The sequence below is a fragment of the Pseudoalteromonas sp. KJ63-1 genome (assembly GCF_055808145.1).
Genome location: NZ_JBVVRL010000002.1, coordinates 66,556 through 91,343, shown reverse-complemented (window position 1 = coordinate 91,343; position 24,788 = coordinate 66,556). Strand labels below are relative to the sequence as shown.

Here is a 24,788-nt window from a genome sequence, read left to right as displayed (position 1 = left end):
AACCGTTAAGGCGCATTACGCTGTGATGGGTCACGTTTAAAATCTTTGCTTAATTGCTTAGGATCTAACGCTTCACGTTGTTTGCTAGCACCTTCTGCCCACCAAATTAATTGATTAAAGGTGCGCGAAAAATAGCTATCCCACGCTGTTTGCTCTGCCGTATTATTTGCGTCACCACTTTCAATAAACACGTCTTGCGCTTTTGGAACATGGATCATTGCTGATACCGGCAAACAGCCCAGTTCACTTAAAAAACTGCGCATACCAACAGCGGCGCGTACGCCGCCCCATTGCCCTGCAGAGTAGGTAACGATCGCGCTGGGTTTATAGCCAAATAGAGAACTTCCAAAATGGTTTAGCAAATTAGCGAGTGCTGGACTCATCGAATGATTATATTCAGGGCTTACCATAACAAAGCCATCAAATGCTTTAATTTTTGCCGCTAAATCATCAAGCTGTTTAGGTGCCTCAGCCTGCGAATAAGCAAAGTGCGGTTTAAACACAGGGTCTAAATCATAATCGAGCGGATCAATAAGCTCTATTTCATGCTCAGAGTAATACTCAACCAAACAACGCTCACATGCTTTCGCTACCCTTTCCCCTAAACGCGCAGGCTTAGGTGGGGTACTTTTTCTAACCGAACCGAGAAAAATTAAAAATTTCATGTATCGGCACTCCTTTTTAATTGCAAAAATAAATACCTCAAAAAAGTTTGAGGTATTTACTGTACGGTTTAAGCTTTATCGAGTGCTTGGCTTACATCGGCAATAATGTCGTCAATGTTTTCAATACCCACCGATAACCGAATTAAATCGCGGCTAACGCCAGCATTGGCGAGCTCTTCATCATTTAATTGGCGGTGCGTGGTCGATGCAGGATGGCAAGCAAGCGATTTAGCATCGCCAATATTTACCAAACGTAAAATCATGTTTAGAGCATCAATAAACCGCGTACCGGCTTCAAGGCCACCGGCAATACCAAAACTTAAAATACCTGACGCTTTACCATTGGTAATTTTTTGGCTCATTTCGTTATACGGGCTTGATTTTAATCCCGCATAATTAACCCAAAGCACCTTAGGATGGCTCTCTAGGTATTCAGCAATTTTTTGCGCGTTTTCGCAGTGGCGATCCATTCTTAGCCCTAACGTTTCAAGGCCAATTAAAATATCAGAGGCGTTTTTAGGCGCAAGCGCCGCACCGGTATTTCTAAGTGGTACAACGCAGCAACGACCAATAAACGCCGCCTCAGCAAATGCATCGGTATACACTACATTATGGTACGACGGATCAGGCTCATTCATCATCGCAAAACGAGTCGCATTGGCTTTCCAGTCAAACTTGCCCGAATCAACAATCATACCGCCAATCGCGGTTCCATGGCCGTTAATGTATTTAGTGAGCGAGTGCACCACAATATCGGCACCTAACTCAAATGGACGACACAGATACGGCGTAGCCACGGTGTTATCTACAATTAAAGGCACCCCTTTAGTGTGGGCAATTTTCGCAAGGCGAGCAATATCAACAATATTCCCAGCAGGGTTACCAATTGATTCGCAAAAAACCGCACGCGTGTTTTCATCAATCGCGTTTTCAAAACCGTCAAAATCATCGGCTTTAATCATTCGCGCCTCTATACCTTGGCGCGGCAAGCTGTGGGCAAATAAGTTATAAGTGCCACCATACACTTGGCTGGTGCTTACAATATTAGTACCCACTTCACATAAACATTGAATCGCATAGGTAATCGCCGCCATACCCGAGGCCACAGCCAGTGCACCAATGCCGCCTTCCATCGCCGCAATACGCTGCTCAAGTACCGCATTGGTCGGATTCATTATGCGGGTATAAATATTACCCGGCACTTTTAAATCAAATAAATCAGCGCCATGCTGGGTATTATCAAAGGTGTACGAAGAGGTGTTATAAATTGGCACCGCCGCCGACTTAGTGGTGGCTTCAGATTCATAACCATGGTGCAACGCTAAAGACTCAAGTTTCATAATTTATTCCTTCAATATAGTTACACCTAACCTAGCATTTAATGGTTACAAAATGCACATGAAATATACTAAAGAATATTGAAGGAAATAGATTTAACGCTGTATCTAGCTAAATGTTAAAACTACCGTCGCTCATATATTCAAGAAAATGAGCCAAGCGCGCATATTACTCCTCTAAGTAATTATTAAAGACAATAAAAAACTTAGTGATAGTAATATGTTAGGTAATTTGTTAAAACTATATAAAAATAGAAAAGTGAGCGTGACATTGACAGAGATATGCGCGATGGGCGCACTATTAAATTGTTAGGCATCTTGGAGTCACCACCTTGTCAGTCGAAATAATCAAAGCTCAAATTTTTAAATTCTTATCATCAGATCATCCAGAAGTAATGGCAATAAAAGGTGAGTGGGGTGTAGGAAAAACTTTTAGTTGGAAAAAATTTCTGATTGAAGCTTGTATGGATAAAAAGGTGAAACTTGAACGTTATTCATATGTATCGTTATTCGGCATAAGTTCATTAGACTCATTCAAATATACTATTTTTGAAAATGTTGTAAAACGTGACCTAATTGGTACTGCTGCAAGCATTGATACATTTAGGGATAATACAACTAGCCTTATAGAATCTGTTGGAAGACAATCTATAAATCTATTTAAGGGCGCTCCTATTGTAAAATCATTTAGCCCAGCTATCGAAGCAATTTCCTTTTTATCATTGAACAAAACACTTATTTGTATTGATGATCTCAGAGAGAAAAGGCAAAGGACTTGATATTAAAGATGTCCTAGGCTTAGTCTCATTATTAAAAGAACAAAAAGGGTGCAAGGTAGTACTCCTTTTAAATGATGGTGAAGATGGGCTTCAAGATTATGAAAAATATCGTGAAAAAGTTATTGATATAGAGTTGGCTTTTTCACCAGTTCCAAAAGAAAGTGCAGATATTGCTTTCTCGGGTAATGCTAGCTATCACAATCGACTTAAAGAATTAACAACCAGCCTTAATATAAGAAATATAAGAATTTTAAAGAAAATAGAGAGGTTAATTGATTTATCTCTACCTTTAGTAAAAGATTTTGAACCGGAAATATTAGATCAAGTTATACACACACTTGTACTTTATTCTTGGAGCTATTTCACTTCAAATACTGATGATGGAATACCTCCACTCGATTTTATTACAAGTAAGGGATATTCATTGCTTGGGATAGGTGATGATGAAATTACAGATAAAGAAAAAGGTTGGCAAACTACCTTACAAGCGTACAACTACCAACTCACTGATGATTTAGATTTAGTTTTAGCGGAAGCCGTAAAAACAGGTTTCTTTGTTGAAAGTGAAGTGAATGAAAAAGCTAAATTAAAAAATCAACAAATCATTGCTTCAAAATCAGAAAATTCATTTTCTAACGCGTGGAGGCTATATCACGATACATTTGATAATAATGGCGATGTTGTTATTGGCGAATTATATGAAAGCTTTAAAGCAAATTGTAAATACATAACACCAACTAACTTAAATGGTACCGTAACCCTTTTTAAAGAACTTGGCGAAGAACAAAAGGCGTTGGAAATAATTGATATCTATATTGAAAACCGAAAGGATGAGGTAGAGCTGTTTGATATGGATGAAATTAATATCTTCGGTGATATTCGAGATCCAGACGTAGTTCAAAAATTTAATGCCATTTATAACCAATCAGTCCCACAAGAATCCGCAAAACAGGTTTTAGATCGTATAGCTAGTAGTAATGGTTGGAATCCTAGTGATGAAATGGTATTAGCAAATACAACTGTTAATGAGTACTACGAATTATTTAAAAACGAAGAAGGAAGGCATTTATCTTCTTTTGTTACAAAGTGCCTGAAGTTTGGTCAATTTTCTAACCCGAATGATCAACAAAAGGAAATCGCTGAACGAGCAACGAAAGCTCTTCAGAAAATAGCTTCCGAAAGTGAGATAAATAAAAGGAGAGTAAAAAAGTTTGGTGTTAGTCTTGAAAATGCCTAACACATATGAGCCTTAACTCTGTCAATAGGCATTAGTGTTCTTTTTGACCGTTTTTATAAATTGACGGTCAATTCTAAACCAATAAACAAATTCGTTTACTTCGTCTGTCGATACGGCTGTTAAGCAAGTAGCTTACGGCAAACACATATAGAGGCTCTCTTATTGCGATCTCATCGCAGCCAGGTTTTTCCCATATCCTTTTGGGGTTGCTGGGGCACTAGACATTCATCGGTTAACCTCATCATGGCACTATTCAAGGCGGCTGGTTGCATCATTATGATCCAGTTAGTTTCAGGCTCAAGTCAGGTGTAAGCGACTTTGTTTATTGTATTAATGCACGCGTACTGAGCGTCTAATCAAGACAAGTGGCTTCGGTCTGTAGGCATATAATTAGGTTAAACCTTTTTGGTTATTAACTCACCCAATTGATTGATGCTCAGCCTTATATCCAGTTAGATGTTCAGCTCACTCAGTACCGTGACTAACTCTTTAAGAATTTTGCTTCATCGAATACCGTCTCTTTTTTAAGCATATAATAAACACAGCGACCAAGCTTATGCGCAAGCGCTGACAGTGCTTTGGCTTTGCTCATTCGTTTTTGTAGTTTTTCGAGGTATTTGTTGGCGTTATGATTGTGACGCAGCAGCAATACAGCGGCTTCGGAGAACGCCCATTTTAGATGTGCATTGCCAATTTTGTTACCTTGGGTGCCATAGGTTTTGCCGGCAGACTCTGCTTTACATTTGACTAACCGACTATATGAAGCGAACTTTTGTACGCTTGAAAAACGATTGATGTCACCAATTTCATAGATAATGGTAAGTGCGAGAATGCGGCCTATACCACTAATTGTTTGCAAGATATTAAGGTGGACAGGGTTGTGTTGCTTGGCCATTTGTTCAATATAATGCTCTAAAGGCTTAAGCTCATTGTGATAGCAATCGAGTATGGCCATATTTAAATTAATAGATCGTTGCACAACGGGGTCAGGGAAGTAATAGCGCATCTTTTCTCTGTCGCAGACGTTCTTTAAATTCACGTTGTGGGCAGGTAAATTGTACTGGCTGGCGGTATTGGCGACATGGGCTTTTAAATCAGCCCCGTGGCGAACAATTTTAGTTCTTCGGCGTAATAAGTCGCGCGTAGCACGCATATCTTTGTCATACACATAAGCAAGTGGGAAGTTTCCCCCTCGGATGAGTTTGGCAATTTTATATGAATCTATTTTATCGTTTTTGGCTTTACCGCCATGAATCGCCTTCATATATAACGCATGACCGAGAATAAAGTCGATAGTGTGTTCTTTACAAAAGTCAGCGACCCAATACCAGCAATGCATGCATTCTACGCCAACCACAATGTCACCGGTATACGGTTTAAGTAGTTTTAGTAGTGCTTCTGGGTCATCTTTAATTTTCTTGTGAACAAGGATAAGTCCTTTATTATCAATGATACAGACGTAAAGTAATCGCGCGTGTAAATCGATTCCACAATAATATGGATGCATGTTATTGTAAAAGTTCATTGAGCTTTCTCCTGTAAGGTTGGTTGCCTTTTCAGCGTAGCGAATAATCGCGATGCTGGGGAGGAGGCTCAATGAGTATCAAGAAAATTAACAAGGACAAAAAACAGTTGGCTTTTGCTCCTGCGTCGCTTATTTTAGCCAACAATTTTTTGCCTGTTATTTAGGCGTTAGCTTTCATCGACCATCTATCAAGGATTCTGGTAATAAATGTTTATAAAAATAGTTAAGACGTTTTTGATCGCACTGTCTTGCATAATTACTCTAGGAGTTGTTAACGCTTATGTGTTCGTTCCTGACCTACAGCGACATGGCGAGATCGTGGCCTATCGAGGAGGCGGAAGCGCAGTTAATTATGAAAAACTAAATAAAACTGGCTGTACCGCCCTTTCAATAAAACCATCAAACATCAATTCTGTTGAAAACACACTAGAAGCCGTGGCTTCTTCCGTTGCAGCCGGAGCGAACGTAATTCATCTAAATGTTCACAGAACTCGTGATGATCAACTGGTTGTTTTTCATGACTGGACGTTAGATTGTGCTACAAACGGGTATGGGCCGGTACATAAAACATCGTTTGAGCAGTTGAAAAGTATTGATGCAGGATATGGATATACGTTTGATGATGGTGCGACTTTCCCATTTAGAGGAAAAGGTTTTAGGATTTCCAAGTTAGAGGCATTTTACGAACGGTATCCAAAGCATGAGTTTTGGTTAAACCTAAAGGATAACGACATACGTTCATTCGAAACTCTATATGAGTATCTATCTGGCAAAAAATCTAGCCATATTGTAATTACCTCTTCAAAAGGTAAAGAGTGGTTTCGAAACAAGGATTCATCTTTACGGTTAGCAAGTGTTGGTAGTGTAAAGAGTTGCGGAATAGATTATCTTTTAGTTGGATGGGCGGGATTAGTTCCTGAGTCCTGTAGGAACACCATTCTTTTTATACCTCCCTCGATGACAAAGTATTTTTGGGGCTATCCTGAACGCCTTGCATCAAGATTACAGAGCTATGGTTCGGATGTTTATCTTTGGTCTCGACATGAATCGATCACCCAATCCTACGATGACGTTGTCGCATCGGGTATTGGAGTTATCACTAGTGATCTTGATTTTATGCGTGCAACACAAGCTAACACATATGAGCCTTAACTCTGTCAATAGGCATTAGTGTTCTTTTTGACCGTTTTTATAAATTGACGGTCAATTCTAAATCAATAAACAAATTCGTTTACTTCGTCTGTCGATACGGCTGTTAAGCAAGTAGCTTACGGCAAACACATATAGAGGCTCTCTTATTGCGATCTCATCGCAGCCAGGTTTTTCCCATATCCTTTTGGGGTTGCTGGGGCACTAGACATTCATCGGTTAACCTCATCATGGCACTATTCAAGGCGGCTGGTTGCATCATTATGATCCAGTTAGTTTCAGGCTCAAGTCAGGTGTAAGCGACTTTGTTTATTGTATTAATGCACGCGTACTGAGCGTCTAATCAAGACAAGTGGCTTCGGTCTGTAGGCATATAATTAGGTTAAACCTTTTTGGTTATTAACTCACCCAATTGATTGATGCTCAGCCTTATATCCAGTTAGATGTTCAGCTCACTCAGTACCGTGACTAACTCTTTAAGAATTTTGCTTCATCGAATACCGTCTCTTTTTTAAGCATATAATAAACACAGCGACCAAGCTTATGCGCAAGCGCTGACAGTGCTTTGGCTTTGCTCATTCGTTTTTGTAGTTTTTCGAGGTATTTGTTGGCGTTATGATTGTGACGCAGCAGCAATACAGCGGCTTCGGAGAACGCCCATTTTAGATGTGCATTGCCAATTTTGTTACCTTGGGTGCCATAGGTTTTGCCGGCAGACTCTGCTTTACATTTGACTAACCGACTATATGAAGCGAACTTTTGTACGCTTGAAAAACGATTGATGTCACCAATTTCATAGATAATGGTAAGTGCGAGAATGCGGCCTATACCACTAATTGTTTGCAAGATATTAAGGTGGACAGGGTTGTGTTGCTTGGCCATTTGTTCAATATAATGCTCTAAAGGCTTAAGCTCATTGTGATAGCAATCGAGTATGGCCATATTTAAATTAATAGATCGTTGCACAACGGGGTCAGGGAAGTAATAGCGCATCTTTTCTCTGTCGCAGACGTTCTTTAAATTCACGTTGTGGGCAGGTAAATTGTACTGGCTGGCGGTATTGGCGACATGGGCTTTTAAATCAGCCCCGTGGCGAACAATTTTAGTTCTTCGGCGTAATAAGTCGCGCGTAGCACGCATATCTTTGTCATACACATAAGCAAGTGGGAAGTTTCCCCCTCGGATGAGTTTGGCAATTTTATATGAATCTATTTTATCGTTTTTGGCTTTACCGCCATGAATCGCCTTCATATATAACGCATGACCGAGAATAAAGTCGATAGTGTGTTCTTTACAAAAGTCAGCGACCCAATACCAGCAATGCATGCATTCTACGCCAACCACAATGTCACCGGTATACGGTTTAAGTAGTTTTAGTAGTGCTTCTGGGTCATCTTTAATTTTCTTGTGAACAAGGATAAGTCCTGTATTATCAATGATACAGACGTAAAGTAATCGCGCGTGTAAATCGATTCCACAATAATATGGATGCATGTTATTGTAAAAGTTCATTGAGCTTTCTCCTGTAAGGTTGGTTGCCTTTTCAGCGTAGCGAATAATCGCGATGCTGGGGAGGAGGCTCAATGAGTATCAAACGCGTCAATCAGGACGCTCGCTAGCTCGCGCTTATTACGCGGGCGTTAAGTTTCAAGGAGAAGTCATGAGTAAAAATTCGCAGCATGTAGTAAGTAACTCAAAAGGCGGATGGGATGTAAAAAAAGTGGTTCTGAACGAGCCTCAAAACACTTTGATACCCAAGCTGAAGCAATTCAGTGGGCTAAAGGTGTAGCCCAAAATCAAAAATCCGAACTATACGTTCACGGAAAAGATGGAAAGATTCGAGAAAAGAATAGCTATGGTAACGATCCCCATCCACCGAAAGGTTAGGGACGAGTTCAATGGAAAACTTTGCCAAGAATGTTTTTGTAAATTGCCCATTTGATGAAGATTATAGACAATTATTGTTGTCGGTCATTTTTTCAATCAAATACCTAGGTACATACCTAGATTATCACTAGAGCGAGCAGATTCAGCTGAATCTAGAATCGAAAAAATTGTTGGTCTAATTATTTGGAATTCATGATTTATCGAGAATTATCTCATCAGATAAAGATGAACACTTTAGAATGAATATGCCTTTTGAGCTTGGAATAGATTACGGGGCAAAAGCCTTAAAAGGTGATAAGTGGAAAAATAAGCAATTACTAGTTTTAGAAAAAGAACGGTATCGCTATCAAAAAGCCCTGTCTGATTTGTCTGGCTCAGATATAAAAAACCACGACGATGAACCTTCTAAAATTGTTAAGGTAGTTAGAGATTGGTTTGTAGCTACAGAAAATATTCGCGTTGATAGTGGTAATAAAATTTGGTCTAAATTTAATGAGTTTAATGCCTATTTATACGACCAAGCAGTTGAAATTGATGGTCATGATAATGTTGACGAACTCCAAGTAGTAGAAGTTATTAGACATATGGATGATTGGCTAGCTAAAAAATAGCAAGTCCATCAAAAGGACAAAAAACAGTTGGCTGTTTTTCGTACCTCAAACATTATAGCCAACAATTTTTTGCCTCTTATGGAGGGGTTATATTTATAAGGATATTCGATGAAAATTTACTATTTGTTCTGATGGTTTTCTTTCTTAGTGCTTGTGCGAACACAAAAAAAGGATTTTGTATTTAACGGTTCTACAGTTGAATCCACTAAGCAAGGTATTTCCAAAGTTTCTAAGCGTTTAAAAGCTAACGAGCAAGTGGAGTTTTTAATGGCTTTAATGGCTTTAATGGCTATTCAATTTTCTGATGTAAGTAGCGCAACTGAAATACTAGGAGATCATACTATGACTAATGAAATAAACTATTTTATTATCGGTAAAAAGATTGATGGCCTAAACTACTACGGTGTCTTATAACTAGCAAAAACTTCACAAACCAAAGTCAGTATATCTGCACAATAAATATAACAAGGGTTTTCAAGACGGACAAATTACAGTTGGCTTTTTGTTCGTTCCTCACTTATTTTAGCCAACAGTAACTTTCCGCTTATTGCGGCGTGATACAAGGCATGACCTTTTGAATATCGTAAAATGGATTAGTGAAAACGAGATAACGCTATTAGTAGAAGAGCAATCTGTTCTAGAGGAATTCGGTGACTATTCGATAAAGTACTATAAGCATCCAAAGGTAGGATCGAGAGTAAATGACAAGTACTTTTATATTAGGTACAAATCTAACGTTAAGTATTCGTCTGGGCCATATAAATTTCCAGATAATCCTGTACTGGAAAGTTTGTGTACAATACTAAGTAAACTAGATTTCGTATTTTGGGGCACATTTAAAACCGAAATTGCGCCACTACACTTTATGGAAAGTATGCAAAGAAAAAATAAGATCGATAAAAGCTTTCTATACATAGAAGCTGGCGAAGATGTTGTTAAATCAAGTAAATTATAAAATGCGTCACAAGGAAATTTATGAGTCAATGCCCTCGCTGTGAGCATAAAATAGATATTTTCAGCTTTTCTTTATCTGCACTCCCATTTTACTTTAAATGTGCCAGTTGCAAGACGAGATTGAAACTTATCAGCTCAAAATTATTCTGGGCTATATTTTTATTGTTTTCGGCAGTCGTGTTCACATTGATAATGTATATTCCAATTTTTAGCAAATATGGTTTAGGCGTAATATTAGCCATATTAGGCTGGTTCTTTGTTTACTATAAATCGTCACCTTACATACTCAGCAAAGATAACGTTGCACTATATGGTAGTGACTAGCTAAAAACAGCCTTGTTTTATCTCTTCCTCTAAAAGCGCAGCGTCTCTTCGCCCTCTTTGTAAATAAATCACTAAAAGACCTTATTCTACAAAGAGAAGTGAATGAGGAGCAAATGAGAAACCAAAACCACCAAACAGCTTTGTTTTATAACTTCCTCTAAAAGCGCAGCGTCTCTTCGCTCTCTTTGTAAATAAATCACTTAAAAACCTTATTACACACAGAGAAGTGAATGAGCACAAAGCACAGTAATAACGTGTACTGGCTCAGACTGAAAAAAAGTCGTTGGCTAACTTGGCTTTTGGCTATTTTTCATCATTTCTAAATAGCGTCCTTCAATGAATTTCTTTTCTTTTGTAAGGTGTTTAAGTGCGTACTGCGTTTTTTCTAGCTCTTGCTTGAGTGTGTCTAGCTCCTCACTACTTTCTGGCCCGTCAGTTTGTAACTGCAATTGCTGTAGTAGTTGGTCTTGCTCTGCAATTTGCCTTTTATATTCGTTTAAAGTGTTAAGTAACTTTGTTTGATCTGGCGTTGAGGATGTATCTGCGCTTGATGTTTTATCACTATTTTCGCTTGCGCTTTTAAGTGCTTCATAATCCGCTTGTAGCTGGTCTTTTTCTTCTTGAAGTACAGTCACTGCATCATATTGTGCATAGAGTTTTTGACGAGTAATTTTTAATTTTTCGACACTTTTATCGAGATCCCCTTTAAGCTTGCGGATTAACTGATGCGAGCGTTTTAATTTTTTATTAAGCTCATCAATTAGCTGTTGTTCTTTTTCGGTAACATGATCTTTGGTTGATGAAGTAACCTCTGTTAATTGCTGTTGTAACAGCATTTGCACATTGATTAGCTCAGCGATAGTTTTACGATTGTCGTTAACATAGCTCATGGCATTTTCAACAGACTCTCTACACATCGCTAGCGTAGCATCATCCATGCCCCCACTACTTTTAACCATACTCAACGCAAATGCCCTAAACTCTCTGAGTATCAGTAAAAGTATATAAAACCACGCGGCTAAAATAAGTAGCCCAAAATTTATAGCAATATAATGATAAACCTCTGGCGGAAATACGGCATATGGCATTATTTAGTTATCTTAAATTAAGTGTTTATTTACTAGAGTTTAGCGCTGTGAAAAAAATCTGCCATAATAACAACAACATTAAAAAAAAGTTACCTGTGTGAAAATACTTATCGTGGATGATAGCCATGCAACACTTGAAATAGTACGCCGAGGGTTGGAAAAGTTTGGCTATCGGAAGTTATTAATAGAAAAAGCCAACAATGCTAAATCAGCGTTAACGCTGATTGGTAGTTGGCACCCCGATATTGTGCTTACAGACTGGCATATGCCTGATATGTGTGGAGTTACGCTATTACGTGCAATAAAGCAAAGGCAACTTAATATAATAGTAGCAATGCTAACCACGGTTGATGAAAAGTCTCAAATTGAAGAAGCCATTAGCTTTGGCGCATCTTTTGTTCTATCAAAACCTTTTACAGATGAACAACTTCACGATAAGTTATTACCTTTGGTTCAACTTGTAGAAAATAACGAAGTCATTCCTGATGAAATTGAATTAAATGATGATTTAGCGTTGCCAAAGCTGTCGCAATTAGAACGGTTGTTTCATAAACATATAAGTCAGTCTTTAATCGTAAACACAATTCAACCGCAGGTATTCGATGAATCTAAAGTACCCTGTGTAATGGCTGTTTATGAGGATCCTAAAAGTCAAAAAGTACGCGCTATTGCCATACTTGATATTTATGCCGCCTGTGTAATGGCAAGTGGTTATAGTAGCTTGTCGGCTGAAGATATTAGTAACTCAATATTATCGGGCGTTGTAACAAATACAGCATTAAGCGCATGTAAAAAAGCATTAACGGAAACGGCTTTTGCCTTTTTAGACAAACGAACGCGCGTTAGTTTACAAATCAAAACGGTCAAAGTGATTACCACGCCTTTTCGTAAGCTCACTTTGCTGTATAAAACACCTGCTGAAAAGCGCATTGATTTTAGCTGCCAGCTTGAGGGCATGGCACAAGGTAAAATTATGCTAGTTGGCATTTAGTAAATTAAACGTAGCGTATTTACCTTTATCAAAGAAGTTTAAATTTAAAAACACCCTGCTCCTACAAAAGCGCAGCGTCTCTGCACACTCTCAGTAAATCAATCACTTAAAGACCTTATTACACAAAGCCCTATGTCAGTAAAAAGTTAAATATTAGCTCCCCCCGAACCTCGTAGCCCGTAGCCCGTAGCCCGTAGTTTAAGTTAGATTAATCGCCAAAAATGTTTAAACAAAAAAGGCGCTTCCGGTTAAGGTAAGCGCCTTTTGTTATTTTAACTGCTAATTATTTTACGATTTTCATTTCGTCTAATAAGTTTTGGGCGTTATCTACTTTATCCATTACCCACAGCATGTAGCGAGAATCTACATGAATTGAGCGGTTTAGTTCTGGGTTATAATCCCAATCACCAATAATGCTTTCGTACACACCGTCAAACAGTAAACCCACCAGCTCGGCATTGCCGTTAAGCGTTGGCGAACCTGAGTTACCGCCTGTCGTGTCTACATTTGATAAAAAGTTAACCGGAACAGTATTCATGCCACCGGTGTAATCACCATAAAGCTTCGCTTTAATTTGCTCTTGCAGCTTTTTAGGCGCATTAAATGGGTCAACATCGGTGTTTTTAGCCAATAAGCCTTCAAGTGAAGTAAACGGCGTAGCCACCAAACCATCTTGCGGAGAATAACCGCCTACCGTTCCGTAAGTTACACGTAATGTGCTGTTTGCGTCGGCGTAAACCGGTTTGTTTTGCGCTTTGTTAAAGGCAATAATTGCACTCATTAACTCTGGGCGAGCAGCTTGTAACTTACCTGCCAGGGCTTTTGACTTATCTTCCTCGGCTTTCATCACAGCAAATATAGCTTTTGCATATTGCATGAATGGGTCTTGGCTTTGGTTAAGCTGACTTAGTGTTTGTTCAAATAATGAATTACGAACAATTTCATTATCTAATCTTGATTTGGCATACATTTCATCTAACAATGCACTTTGTTTTGCTTTATCAAACCCGTTTTCTAAAGCAAAAGCTTCATCAATTTCACTAAAACGCTCTGCTTTAGGTAATGCTGCATATTGCTCTAAAAAGTGCAGTAATATTGCTTTATCTACATTGGCATCAAAGCGACGTGACATACGCTCAAGAGAAGATTTAATACGCGGTAAATCGCGTTCTTGATAACCTGATTCGCGCTCACTATTTGGCTTTTGTTTTTCAACCGCTAAGCGGTATAAACGACGTGCCGTGCTGATCATTTGTGAACGATGAACATAGCCTACCATACGGTCGCGCTCACTGTGCTCTTGCGATTGTGCTACTAATGCTGATAACTCATTAAGCACATTACCGTAGCGCTGTTTACGCTCGCTATCGCTGTTTATCCAGCTTGTAAGCTCTTGTTCAAACTGTTTTTTACGCTTAAACATGGTGCCTTTTTTGAAGCTTTCAATCATTGAACCATAGTTTTTAATGTAGTTGTTATAACCGGCTATGGTGCTTTCGTAAGCAATACGGGCTTTACTGCCATCTTCTGAGTTTTCTTCAATCAGTGACACGTATTTTGTATTGTGCATGCGCGCTTTAGGGTAACTGTCGTTAAAAACATAATCGACCTCTGCCGCAATACGGTAGCGATTAGTACGCCCTGGGTAGCCAGTTACCATAACAAAGTCGCCCTCTTGCACGCCTTTAGCACTTACACTTAAGTAAGACTCTGGCACGTACGGTACGTTATCGTCGCTGTACTCTGCTGGCTTGCCATCTTTACCTACATAGGCGCGGTAAAAACCAAAATCGCCTGTGTGGCGCGGCCACATCCAGTTATCAATATCGCCACCGTACTTACCTACGCCCATGGCTGGTGCATACGCTAAACGTACATCTTTAATTTCCAGCGATTTAATTAGGTAAAACTCTAAACCACCATGAAACGAATACACATTACAACGATAACTAGCATCAGCTTCACACTGTGCAACGAGTGCTTTTTGATTTTTTTCTAACGCATCATAGCGTGCTTTTGCGCTTAGCTCGTTAGTGCCGCTAATCACTTTATCGGTCACGTTGGTCACTGTTTCGGTTACGTAAACACGTGAACCTGGCGCAGCTGGTAAGTCTTCAGCCGGTGTTTTTGCTAAAAAGCCATTTTCTAAAATGTTATTTTCAGGCGTTGAATTATATTGCACCGAACCATAAATACAGTGATGGTTAGTTACAACTAAGCCTTTTGGCGAAACAAACGAGGCTGTACAACCGCCTAAGCTGATAACCGCATTCATTGGAAATTCGGTTAATTTTGAAATTGAATCAACACTAATTTCAAGTCCTTTGGCTTTTAAAATTGACTCAAGCTCTGGTAGTTGATGAGGTTGCCACATGCCTTCATAGGCATGGGCCGCAGAAGAAAGTGCCAGTGAACAGGTTGCTACCAACGTGGCAACAAGAGGTTTTAAACGCATTATAGAATCCCTTTTATTATTGAACCAGCAGATTACTCATTAAGTATGAGTCAGGTCAACTGCGCTGAGATAAATTGTTACAATATAGCGCTCAATAAACAAAAAAGGAGCTAAGGGTTTGTTGGCCTTTGCGGATTAAAATTTGTTCAAGCTAGTGGCGATTTAATCGCGGCGCGAGGTTTGTAACCTAGTGGGCTAAGTCAAAACCGAGCAACAAAGAGTAAATCGCTCCTAAGCAGAACCCGAAGGGCAGCGCCTGTTTGGCATTAATACTACGTTATCGCCTATTTATGGGGAATAACCACACCACATAGGCTCTGCCTTGCCTAAATGCCAAACAGACTGCTGCAAATTTAACCTTGAAAGGTCAACAGACCCTAAGCTCCTTTTCAAACAAAACGATAAACGATGTTAGTCGTCTTTTTTCACATCATTTGGATGCACTACACCCATCCATGCTTTAAACAGTGCTTTTTGCTCAGCAGTGGCATTTTTATCAACGACTACTTTTTTTGGTTTGTCGAAATCTTCAGACAACACAAGCTCAGTCGACATCAAAGCATCACGGCGAATAAAATCAACAGTTACCTTGTCCCCTGCTTTAAAGGTTTCTAGGCTGGCGGTTAAGTTTTTCCCTACATGCTTCTTGTTAATAGCGACGAGTTTATCGTCGGTAGTTAAGCCACCTTGCCATGCAGCACCATCGCGGCGTACATGGGTTAAGGTGAGCAATTCACCGGTATTTTTAGTAAACGCATCTAAACTTGGTGTAGCTTTGGCTTTTTCGGGTAATTCAAAGCTTAAACCAACTTTTGCCAGTAATTCATCAAAATCTAGGCTGGCTGGTGTGCTAACATTTTCTTGCCACCAAGCGCTGTAATCACGTCCTGATAGTTGCTTTAAAATAGCTAATACGTCTTGCTCAGTAAAACCCGCTGGTAGCTTATGTTGCTTATAAAGTTCGTTGTGTACGTCTTTATAGCTTATTTTACCTTGGCTTTTTTCAAGTAGGTCTATATCTAACGCCATCGACAATAACGAGCCTTCAAGATAAATATTAGTGCCGTAATTACGTGCATGATCGCCACCTTGATTTATCCATTTATCAAAGCTGGTTTCACTTGCACTTTGCACTTCACGACCAGGGGTAGTGAGGTAGCGATTAATGGTTTTACTAAAGTTCTTAAAAAATTCATCGGTGGTTTGAATACCCGAACGCACTAATAAATGATCTTCAAAATAGCTGGTAGACCCTTCAGCAATCCACAGCAATTTTGAATAATTAATATTAGTGTAGTCATATGGCGCAAGCCCTTTAGGGCGGTACGCTTTTACATTCCAAGTATGAATAAATTCATGTGCCGCTGTGCTTATAAAAGCTAAGTAATCTTCACGTTTAGCAAAACGATCCCGTGGGCGTTGAATAATAGTTGAATTTAAGTGTTCAGTTGCGCCGCCCGCGCCCGATGTAGCATGTACCATAAATACATAACGCTCATACGGGTAGCTATCCCAAATTACATTGCCCGTTGCTACTAGCTTTTTTAAATCAGTTAGCATCAGCTCTATGTCGTAATTACCTTCGCCCCACACCACTAGTTCGTACTCACGGCCATCAACTTCAAAAGTACGCAGTTCGTTAACACCTGTTTCTATTGGTGAATCAACAAGCACGTCGTAGTCGCTGGCTTTAAAGCTGTGTTTGTTTTTATAGTTTTCCATACCCGACACAGAGCGCCATGCTTTAGGTACGTTTAATTCAACCGTAACGGGCTCTTGGCGAAATGATTCGCTAAACATAAAAAAGCCAGATGCGTCAACAAACGCGTGGCTGTCGTCAATATGGCGAGCGCGCTTACCTAGTTCATTGGCATACACTTGGTAATCAACATTGACTTGAGTTGGCTCGTTTAAATGAACACGCCATGTGCTGTGGTCTATTTTTTCCCACTTTAATGCATTACCATCATCGTCGCTGGCTTTAAAATAGCGAACGCCATTGGCTAGGTTTAAAATTTCATAGCGACCAGTACGCCATGCTGGCAGTTTTACATCTAAATATGACTGCGCCGTTTTTGGAAATTCTACATTTACATCACCTAAATGATGTTCTGGTTGGGAGATGTTTAAAGCGTAATTAACGTCGGCAATTACCGGTGCTGAACAGGCAGCTAAAATTGATAAGGCAAGTAGCTTTTTCATGAAGGCTCTTTTTGTATAACGTATTGTTGTTCCAAGATTAACAAGACCCTTTTTAAAAGTGAATTAAAAGCGATAAATGCACCTATATTTAAGATCGCTCGTATTTTGTTATTAAAAACATTAAGTTTTTGATCTCATACCTACTATTAATATGTTTTTGTTGTAAACTAAAACAATAAAGGTATTAAGATAATGGTGTGTAGGTGTCTAGGAGCTCCAATACGGTGGAACAAAAACTAAAACAAGCAATCGACAGTAGAAAAGTAGTAGAAAGTGCTCGCCAACATCAAGTGAGTACGCTTTCTAATTTCGCAGCTAAGTTATCTTTAAGCTGTAAGGGACTTGATACTGAGCTTGATAACCGCCTAGCTAAGTTTCGAAGCGCATTAAACAAAGGAATGGGTTATGAAGACTTTGCTCCTTTGGTGGATGATATTTTAGCTTTGCTAAAAAACCAAGAAGCCATTCAACTAGCACATCAACGTGATCTTCTCACCAGTGTACAAAATGCAGGTAAGCAATTACAACAAACCAAAGGTTTACCTAACGATACCCGCAGAACACTGCGCCACTTACTCGATAACGAGCTAGACGATATTCAATCAGTACATGGGTTTATCCCTGTTTTAAATCAGCTGATCACTTTTTATCATCAAGCCTTAATAGCTAAAAGCAACGATACCTTTGAGCCTCCAAATCTAAGTGCTCTCACTGAAAAGCTATTTAAATTAGTTAGTCAGTTAGTACTCGAAGAAGAAGCCAACGATGAGCTGTATTTAATAAAAAAACGTATCGCTAAAAATAAAGCCGTAGACCAGCTTCTTGATGCAGCAATTGATGTAATCACACTCATTGTACAAAGTATTCAAGTTGAGCGTGCGTCAGCGCAAAGCTTTTTAACTTCATTAAACCAAACGCTTGGAGAGCTACATAGTTCATTGGTTTCAACCAGAGAACATTCTGAATCGATGAATGTTGAATTCGAATCAATTAATCAACGAATTGGTGACAAATTAAAAAATTTAAATACACAAACAAATAAAGCAACATCAATTACAGAGTTAAAGCAATTGGTTGAAAATGAGTTACGCTCATTGAGTGCAGACATTCTAGAAAAAGAACAACTGGAACAAAAAGATCGCCAAATTTTAATTTCTAGCTTTGCACAAATAAACGATAGAATTGGCAGTTTAGAAAACAAAGTTAGTAATTATAAAAAACGTTTAAATGAACAACGCTTTAAAAGTCTACTCGACAGTCTTACCAAGTTACCTAATCGAGCAGCCTTTGACGAACGCTACAATCACGAAATTAATTTGTTTAATGAACAACCGTCAGACATAACCTTAGTGGTTATTGATGTTGATCACTTCAAATCAATTAACGATCGCTTTGGTCACACAGCAGGTGATATTACCCTACAAGTGATTGCCAAAGCGCTGCAAAAATCGATTAGACAAACTGACTTTATTGCCCGTTATGGCGGCGAAGAGTTTGTGTTATTAATGCCTCGTACATCACTTGATAACGCTGTCGAGCATCTCAATAAATTAAGACTGTCGATTAAAAAGATCCCATTTAAATTTAAAGACAAACAAATTCAAATTACCGTTTCGTTAGGCGCAACCCAATTTGAAGTGGGTGATACGCCTCTAAAAGCGTTTGATAGAGCCGATGAAGCTCTATACGATGCTAAAAACTCAGGCCGGGATCGTCTGTGTATTAGTAAATAGTGTTATGCACTTTTACCTTTGAGTATTGAGTATAAGGCATAACTACGCAGTAAATTTACCCATAAATTTCAAGGAGAATGTCGATGCTAATACAATTAAACCCTACAGGGGTATTAGATTTATTGTCGCAGCTAGAAGTAGACTTACTCGAGCAATCATCAACCAGCGAACGCTACAGACTATTTAGAAACTGTGTATTGGCCGTGCTTAATGTAGGCAGCCACACCGATGTAAGCAATGATATTTACGATAAACATAAAGATTTTGATATACGCTTGGTCAGCCGTGAACGCGGTATAAAAATTGAATTAGAAAATCCTCCGCAAACAGCCTTTGTTGATGGCCACATAGTAACTGGTATACATGAGCACATATTTTCGGTTATTCGCGATATTTTGTTTATTTGCCAAAAGTATGAAAAAAACCTGCAGGAAACCAAAGCCATTACCCACATGGTTTTTGACATGCTTAGAAATGCCGACGCACTTAAAGTAAATAGCGAACCTAACATGATTGTATGTTGGGGTGGCCATTCGATTAACGAAGTCGAATATAAATACACTAAACAAGTTGGCTATGAACTGGGGTTACGTGGGTTAAATATTTGTACCGGCTGTGGGCCTGGTGCAATGAAAGGCCCAATGAAAGGCGCAACCATTGGCCATGCAAAGCAACGTATTACCAATAATCGTTATTTAGGTTTAACTGAGCCAAGCATTATAGCGGCAGAGCCACCCAATCCGATTGTAAATGAACTGGTTATTTTACCCGATATTGAAAAACGTCTTGAGGCATTTATTCGTACCGCACATGCCATTATAATTTTTCCAGGTGGCGCAGGTACAGCCGAAGAGTTGCTATATTTATTAGGTATTTTGTTACACCCCGAAAACGAAAAGCAATGTTTACCGGTTATTTTAACTGGCCCTAAACACAGCAAAGCTTACTTTGAAGAGCTTTGTAAGTTTATTCAAATGACTTTAGGCGATGCCGCACTGAGTAAATTTGAAGTGATTATTGATGATCCTCAATTAGTTAGCCAAAAGCTTAAATCGGCTATGAGCGGAGTTCGCGAATATCGTAAAAGCCAAGGCGATGCTTATTACTTTAATTGGACGTTGAAAATAGAAAATGATTTTCAGCAGCCTTTTTACCCAACTCATGAAGCCATGGCGTCACTTGATTTACACCTTGATCAGCCCAAACAACAGCTTGCAGCTAATTTACGCCGTGCGTTTTCGGGAATTGTTGCAGGTAATGTGAAAGAAGAAGGCTTAAATGTAATTAACGAACATGGCCCCTATGTACTAAGTGGTGAGCCTGATTTAATGAAAGCAATGGACAAGCTTTTACAAGCGTTTGTAGAACAAGGTAGAATGAAACTTCCCGGAAGTAAGTATATCCCTTGTTATACAATAAAAGCGTGAGTTTATAATTGAATCCCCATTTACTCCTTATTGATGCGCTTAATTTAATTAGGCGCATTTATGCTGTTGATGCAAACCAAAGCCATCATAGCGACGAACACATGTTAAAAGCATGCTGTGCCCGAGTTGCACATGCATGCAAAAAGCTTTTAACAACCACCAATGCAACCCATGCAATAGCCGTTTTTGATGGTGACAAAAGCTGGCGTTACCACTTTTATAAAGACTACAAACATTCGCGTGCTCCTATGCCAGAGACTCTAAAAAGCGCGTTACCTCATTTTAAAGCGGCCATTGAAGAAACCGGTATTGTGGTATTTGAACCGACTAACGATGAAGCCGACGATATTATTGCGACTTTAGCGCATAAAGCCGCTAATAATCAGATAAACAACACCATTGTCTCTACGGATAAAGGATTTTTACCTCATTTGAATGAGCATATTGAAGTATACAATTACTTTAAAAAGCAGCACCTGAATAAAGAACATATTGAAGAGCGCTTTGCTGTCGCTCAACATAAACTCATCGACTTTTGGGCATTAGCAGGCGATAAAACCAATGACATTCCGGGTGTGAAAGGTATTGGTGTTAAATCTGCGCAGCAATTGGTTAATCAATATAGCTCTATTGAAGAAGCGTTAAAGGATGAATCGTTAAACGCGCAGTTACAAAAAAAGCTGAATGAAGATATGGATATGTTTATTATTTCTAAGCAGTTGGTGAGTTTGCGTACAGATATCCATTTAGGCTTTAGTTTAAAGCAGTTAAGGCTTAATTAGTCGCAAGTTAATAGCACTGCACTTTAGCAGTACGTATACTAGTAATAGGTGTTTTGATCTGGGTTGGCAATGTTTAAAAAGTTTTTTAGGTATTTAATATTAGGATTAGGTTTATATGCACTAATAGCCACGACGGTTATTATGTTTTATAAAGACGATCCACAAGCTATGATTTGGCAAGATAGAGAAGCTTTTAATAAACGCTATATAGAGAAGTTGCGCTTGGAAGATACCTTTACGCTAAATAATGTACTTGAATACTTAGGTAGCCCAGATTTAACCTATGCTAAACGTAATGGCGAGCAAGTATGGCAGGTAATTTTTTATCGCACCCAACATAAAACCTCTGACGGCATCACCACCATGGATGAATGTACTGGGTTGTTATTTAAAAATGGCCAACTAATAATGTGGGGCCCAAGTGCTTATGAAAAATACCTTGAGCATAATGACGGGAAAACTTAATGGAAGCTCGACTGTCGGGTAAACTAAAAAAGCTACTCGAAAGCACACAATTGCTTTTAAGCTCCCATAACAACAAAAGTCAGTGGCATACCTTTTACCCTCTTGTGTGTAAACTATCAGAGCAATACGCAGCGTTATACAAACAAAACCCAGCGGCCTTACAAACTCAGTTAAATCTATATAAAACACATTATAATTACGCAACCAATTTAGTCGTTAATCAGTGTGTATTAACCTGTGCTTTATGTAGTAGTCAAAACTACGACAACGATTTAACTGAGCTTTATATTAGTGCTTCACTGGTTGAGCACCTTTGTGTTGCTAAGCAATTAAATAAGCTAGCTCAACAGCAAGCGTTTAACGAAGCCGATAAAAAAATATGGTCGTTACGCCATAAGCTTGCTGCCAAAGTACTATTAACGGCTAAGCAACCTGCACATAAAATTGCCCATATTTTGGCTAAACTCAGCAAATACAAACATGCATTATTAGATACACCTAAAATTATGCTTTATGACGGTGCTAGTGTGGTGGTTGCTTTAGCAAATATACTAGCGCTTAACGTTACTTGTAATACAAAGCAACAGCACATAAATTTTTATAAAGCGGTCGCTGATTTATATATAAGAACCCCTAACTCATTTGCACAAGTGTTATTAAAAGCGTTAGTCGCTCATATAGGACAATATATACCAGGCAGCCAAGTTGTTTATGCCGACCAAGCTATGGTTTATTTAGCCACTGATACGCAAGGCCGACATATTATAGTTAATAACGCCAATACTAAAATGGCATGGTATCGTATAAAAGCGTCCTTAATGGATGACTCAAAAGCATGGGAATGCAACGATAATCGCTTATTTTTAAAAATATGGGACAGTGAACATCTTAATATCCCGCATAATAATCACTCTGCACAAACGCCTTTGTATCAGTTAGTAAAACAAATAAAAACGCAAAAAGAATACAGTTTTAAAGCTTTAAACACCTTACTTACTCCCTACCCTGATATTGTAAAGTCAGTATGCTTAGCAGTAAAGCACTACAATAAAGAGCGATTAGCCGCTAAAGATTTAAGGCACAGCTTATCTATGGTGGGTTACGATAAAGCACCCGCTATTATTCAAGGGGTCGTGTTTCAACAATTAGTAAATAGCATTGCTCATCCTCTACATGCCTTTTTATACACCCGTATTAGCTGTTTAGTTAATATATTAGAGCTATTAGTTAAACATAATCCTACCGTTCAAAGTGAGCGTATTAGCTTAAGCTTATATGCCTATTTATATTATGTACTGATACATTACAGCCCTGATGTTTCAAGAAAAATCACCATAGATCAAACACCGAATAAATCTCTCGATACACCGTTTAGTACATTTTTTGGTATAAACAACATAGATGCCACTCATTTACACAACGAGTTTAACGAATTACTTAGTGGCGATCCTTGGGCATCGGCTTTATTAAAAGCTGAGCAACTCCCTAAAAAGCAGCTTGATGATGCTAGTCAATTATGGGCAGCATTAAAAGTTGTGGCGCAGCGTATATTAAAACCCAACCAGCCATTAACAGCGTGGCAACAACAAATGTTGAATCAACAACTTCGTCGCCATGGCTGGCAAACTGAGGTAGATTTTGATCAATCACTGCTGCGCTTAGGGTTACACAATAGTATTTAGCTGACTTATTATCACTATAACTTAAAGTTATACCCTGTATTCATACTATAAACTGGCAAAATGAGTGATATATTGATATAAATGCCGCCTTAAATTTAGCACCCCTGTCATATAAGTAGTCTAAACTCTGAAAGTGTTTATTATTTATATGTGTATCCAAATCTTTAAAGGAAAAGTTCATGGCCAAACAAACCATAACAGTGATCAAAGGCGACGGCATCGGCCCAAGCATTATCGACTCAGCACTTGAAATACTAAAAGCCGCAGGATGCGATTTTGATTATGAATTTGTTGACGCTGGCCTAGCTGCGCTTGAAAAAACAGGCGAGTTGCTTCCACAAGAAACTATTGACACAATTGCTAAAAATAAAATTACCTTAAAAGGTCCATTAACCACGCCTGTGGGCGAAGGTTTTACATCAATCAACGTAACACTTCGTAAGCAATTTGGTTTATACGCTAATGTACGCCCGGTTAAATCGTTTGCCGGTACTAAAGCACGTTACGACGATATTGATATCATCACTATTCGTGAAAACACACAAGGCATGTATTCAGGTGCAGGCCAAGTTGTATCAGAAGATGGTACTGAAGCAGAAGCAAAATCAGTGATCACTCGCGAAGGCGCAGAAAAAATTGTTACATTCGCATACGAACTTGCTGTGCGTGAAGGCCGTAAAAAAGTGACCGCTGTACATAAAGCAAATATTTTAAAATCAACCTCTGGGTTATTCTTAAAAGTAGCGCGTGAAGTAGCTGAGCGTTACCCAGAAATTGAATCAACTGAAATGATTGTTGATGCAACATGTATGAAGCTTGTAATGACCCCTGAAGAGTTTGACGTTGTTGTTACAACTAACTTATTCGGCGATATCTTATCTGACTTATGTGCGGGCTTAGTTGGCGGTTTAGGCATGGCGCCTGGTGCAAACATTGGCGAAGATGCTGCTATTTTTGAAGCTGTTCACGGTAGTGCGCCGGATATTGCTGGTAAAAACCTTGCGAACCCAACGTCAGTAATTTTAGCCTCTATTCAAATGCTAGAGCATTTAAACATGGGCGATACAGCTGAACGTATTCGCAGCGCTGTTGCTGATGTAATTAAATCAGGCGACCGTACTACTCGCGATCTAGGCGGCAGCCACGGCACAACTGATTTCACACAATCAGTAATTGACCGTCTGTAATTAATACTGTTAGATTAATAAGCCAGCATTAGCTGGCTTTTTTATGTCTAAGAAATACCGTGTTTATAAGTTTTTAACCACCCTCCTCAGCCCAACCACAACATAAACCTGCATAATATCTGCTAATAAGTAATAAAAACTCACAAAAAATAGACTAATAGATTAAAATGCATTAAAAAATGAAATTTTAATCTAAAAATGTAGTTTTTGGTTGACATAAGTACTCAAAAGCCTTAAAAATAACCACATACTAAAATTGTAATTTAAACAGCATTTTATTTTAAAGAGCAAAACAGCATGAATACACA

Annotated in this window: 19 protein-coding genes and 1 pseudogene; 13 read left to right on the top strand and 7 right to left on the bottom strand. The window is 38.9% G+C overall.

Going from position 1 to position 24,788, the window contains the following annotated elements; all coding sequences use genetic code 11:
• Positions 1 to 5: 5 nt before the first annotated feature.
• Both AC0L7Q_RS16885 and AC0L7Q_RS16880 read right to left on the bottom strand, forming a co-directional pair.
• Entirely contained in the window at positions 6 to 665 is a 660-nt protein-coding gene (locus tag AC0L7Q_RS16885; protein WP_409425924.1) for an NADPH-dependent FMN reductase, read from the bottom strand.
• Between the two features lie 68 nt (positions 666 to 733).
• Complete coding sequence (locus tag AC0L7Q_RS16880) at positions 734 to 2,005, bottom strand: O-acetylhomoserine aminocarboxypropyltransferase/cysteine synthase family protein (RefSeq protein ID WP_413403245.1); 1,272 nt, start codon at positions 2,003 to 2,005, stop codon at positions 734 to 736.
• Between the two features lie 329 nt (positions 2,006 to 2,334).
• On the opposite strand from AC0L7Q_RS16880, the gene AC0L7Q_RS16875 reads away from it, so the two are divergent.
• A complete protein-coding gene (locus AC0L7Q_RS16875) occupies positions 2,335 to 2,781 on the top strand; it encodes a hypothetical protein (RefSeq protein ID WP_409425922.1) in 447 nt (148 codons plus the stop codon).
• Positions 2,750 to 4,018: a hypothetical protein gene (locus AC0L7Q_RS16870; protein WP_409425921.1), complete on the top strand. Its 1,269-nt coding sequence runs from the start codon at positions 2,750 to 2,752 to the stop codon at positions 4,016 to 4,018. The genes AC0L7Q_RS16875 and AC0L7Q_RS16870 overlap by 32 nt, the downstream gene beginning before the upstream one ends.
• A 481-nt stretch (positions 4,019 to 4,499) precedes the next feature.
• Here the strand turns inward: AC0L7Q_RS16870 and AC0L7Q_RS16865 are convergent, their stop codons facing one another.
• Positions 4,500 to 5,543 (bottom strand): IS110 family RNA-guided transposase, encoded by a 1,044-nt coding sequence (locus AC0L7Q_RS16865; RefSeq protein ID WP_409425920.1) that lies wholly within the window; start codon positions 5,541 to 5,543, stop codon positions 4,500 to 4,502.
• A gap of 207 nt (positions 5,544 to 5,750) precedes the next feature.
• On the opposite strand from AC0L7Q_RS16865, the gene AC0L7Q_RS16860 reads away from it, so the two are divergent.
• Positions 5,751 to 6,695 carry a glycerophosphodiester phosphodiesterase family protein gene (locus AC0L7Q_RS16860; protein ID WP_409425919.1) on the top strand — a complete coding sequence of 315 codons (945 nt, stop codon included), beginning with the start codon at positions 5,751 to 5,753 and terminating at the stop codon, positions 6,693 to 6,695.
• 465 nt (positions 6,696 to 7,160) lie between these two features.
• Here AC0L7Q_RS16860 and AC0L7Q_RS16855 read toward each other — a convergent pair whose 3' ends face one another.
• Positions 7,161 to 8,204: an IS110 family RNA-guided transposase gene (locus tag AC0L7Q_RS16855; RefSeq protein ID WP_409423286.1), complete on the bottom strand. Its 1,044-nt coding sequence runs from the start codon at positions 8,202 to 8,204 to the stop codon at positions 7,161 to 7,163.
• 148 nt (positions 8,205 to 8,352) lie between these two features.
• On the opposite strand from AC0L7Q_RS16855, the pseudogene AC0L7Q_RS16850 reads away from it, so the two are divergent.
• The 3 genes and pseudogenes from AC0L7Q_RS16850 (at position 8,353) to AC0L7Q_RS16840 (ending at position 9,604) form a co-directional block, all read left to right on the top strand.
• Positions 8,353 to 8,579 (top strand): annotated as a pseudogene (locus tag AC0L7Q_RS16850) (DUF2188 domain-containing protein).
• A 245-nt stretch (positions 8,580 to 8,824) separates the two neighbouring features.
• Positions 8,825 to 9,190, top strand: coding sequence for a hypothetical protein (locus tag AC0L7Q_RS16845; RefSeq protein ID WP_409425917.1), 366 nt, complete (start codon positions 8,825 to 8,827; stop codon positions 9,188 to 9,190).
• A gap of 153 nt (positions 9,191 to 9,343) precedes the next feature.
• The gene (locus tag AC0L7Q_RS16840) at positions 9,344 to 9,604 is read left to right on the top strand and encodes a hypothetical protein (RefSeq protein WP_413403238.1); all 261 of its coding nucleotides are present in this window, start codon (positions 9,344 to 9,346) and stop codon (positions 9,602 to 9,604) included.
• Between the two features lie 1,151 nt (positions 9,605 to 10,755).
• Here the strand turns inward: AC0L7Q_RS16840 and AC0L7Q_RS16835 are convergent.
• A complete protein-coding gene (locus AC0L7Q_RS16835; protein ID WP_409425915.1) occupies positions 10,756 to 11,556 on the bottom strand; it encodes a chromosome partitioning protein ParA in 801 nt (266 codons plus the stop codon).
• 97 nt (positions 11,557 to 11,653) lie between these two features.
• Between AC0L7Q_RS16835 and AC0L7Q_RS16830 the strand changes: the two genes are divergently transcribed.
• Complete coding sequence (locus AC0L7Q_RS16830) at positions 11,654 to 12,547, top strand: response regulator (protein WP_075170202.1); 894 nt, start codon at positions 11,654 to 11,656, stop codon at positions 12,545 to 12,547.
• A 283-nt stretch (positions 12,548 to 12,830) separates the two neighbouring features.
• Here the strand turns inward: AC0L7Q_RS16830 and AC0L7Q_RS16825 are convergent, their stop codons facing one another.
• A complete protein-coding gene (locus AC0L7Q_RS16825; protein ID WP_413403235.1) occupies positions 12,831 to 15,002 on the bottom strand; it encodes a S46 family peptidase in 2,172 nt (723 codons plus the stop codon).
• A 411-nt stretch (positions 15,003 to 15,413) separates the two neighbouring features.
• On the bottom strand, positions 15,414 to 17,204 hold the full coding sequence (locus AC0L7Q_RS16820) for a M61 family metallopeptidase (RefSeq protein ID WP_413403233.1): 1,791 nt from the start codon (positions 17,202 to 17,204) through the stop codon (positions 15,414 to 15,416).
• A gap of 224 nt (positions 17,205 to 17,428) precedes the next feature.
• On the opposite strand from AC0L7Q_RS16820, the gene AC0L7Q_RS16815 reads away from it, so the two are divergent.
• The 6 genes from AC0L7Q_RS16815 to AC0L7Q_RS16790 all read left to right on the top strand — a co-directional run bounded on the left by AC0L7Q_RS16815 (position 17,429) and on the right by AC0L7Q_RS16790 (position 24,480).
• Positions 17,429 to 18,937 carry a GGDEF domain-containing protein gene (locus tag AC0L7Q_RS16815; RefSeq protein WP_409425912.1) on the top strand — a complete coding sequence of 503 codons (1,509 nt, stop codon included), beginning with the start codon at positions 17,429 to 17,431 and terminating at the stop codon, positions 18,935 to 18,937.
• Positions 18,938 to 19,020: 83 nt separating this feature from the next.
• The gene (ppnN, locus tag AC0L7Q_RS16810) at positions 19,021 to 20,364 is read left to right on the top strand and encodes a nucleotide 5'-monophosphate nucleosidase PpnN (protein ID WP_198522625.1); all 1,344 of its coding nucleotides are present in this window, start codon (positions 19,021 to 19,023) and stop codon (positions 20,362 to 20,364) included.
• A gap of 8 nt (positions 20,365 to 20,372) precedes the next feature.
• Complete coding sequence (xni, locus tag AC0L7Q_RS16805) at positions 20,373 to 21,146, top strand: flap endonuclease Xni (protein ID WP_413403230.1); 774 nt, start codon at positions 20,373 to 20,375, stop codon at positions 21,144 to 21,146.
• A gap of 69 nt (positions 21,147 to 21,215) precedes the next feature.
• Positions 21,216 to 21,611 carry a DUF3192 domain-containing protein gene (locus AC0L7Q_RS16800; protein WP_413403228.1) on the top strand — a complete coding sequence of 132 codons (396 nt, stop codon included), beginning with the start codon at positions 21,216 to 21,218 and terminating at the stop codon, positions 21,609 to 21,611.
• Positions 21,611 to 23,293, top strand: a complete 1,683-nt coding sequence (locus AC0L7Q_RS16795; RefSeq protein WP_409425908.1) for a hypothetical protein — start codon at positions 21,611 to 21,613, stop codon at positions 23,291 to 23,293. The genes AC0L7Q_RS16800 and AC0L7Q_RS16795 overlap by 1 nt, the downstream gene beginning before the upstream one ends.
• A 179-nt stretch (positions 23,294 to 23,472) precedes the next feature.
• Entirely contained in the window at positions 23,473 to 24,480 is a 1,008-nt protein-coding gene (locus tag AC0L7Q_RS16790) for an isocitrate dehydrogenase (protein ID WP_138607979.1), read from the top strand.
• Positions 24,481 to 24,788: the final 308 nt, after the last annotated feature.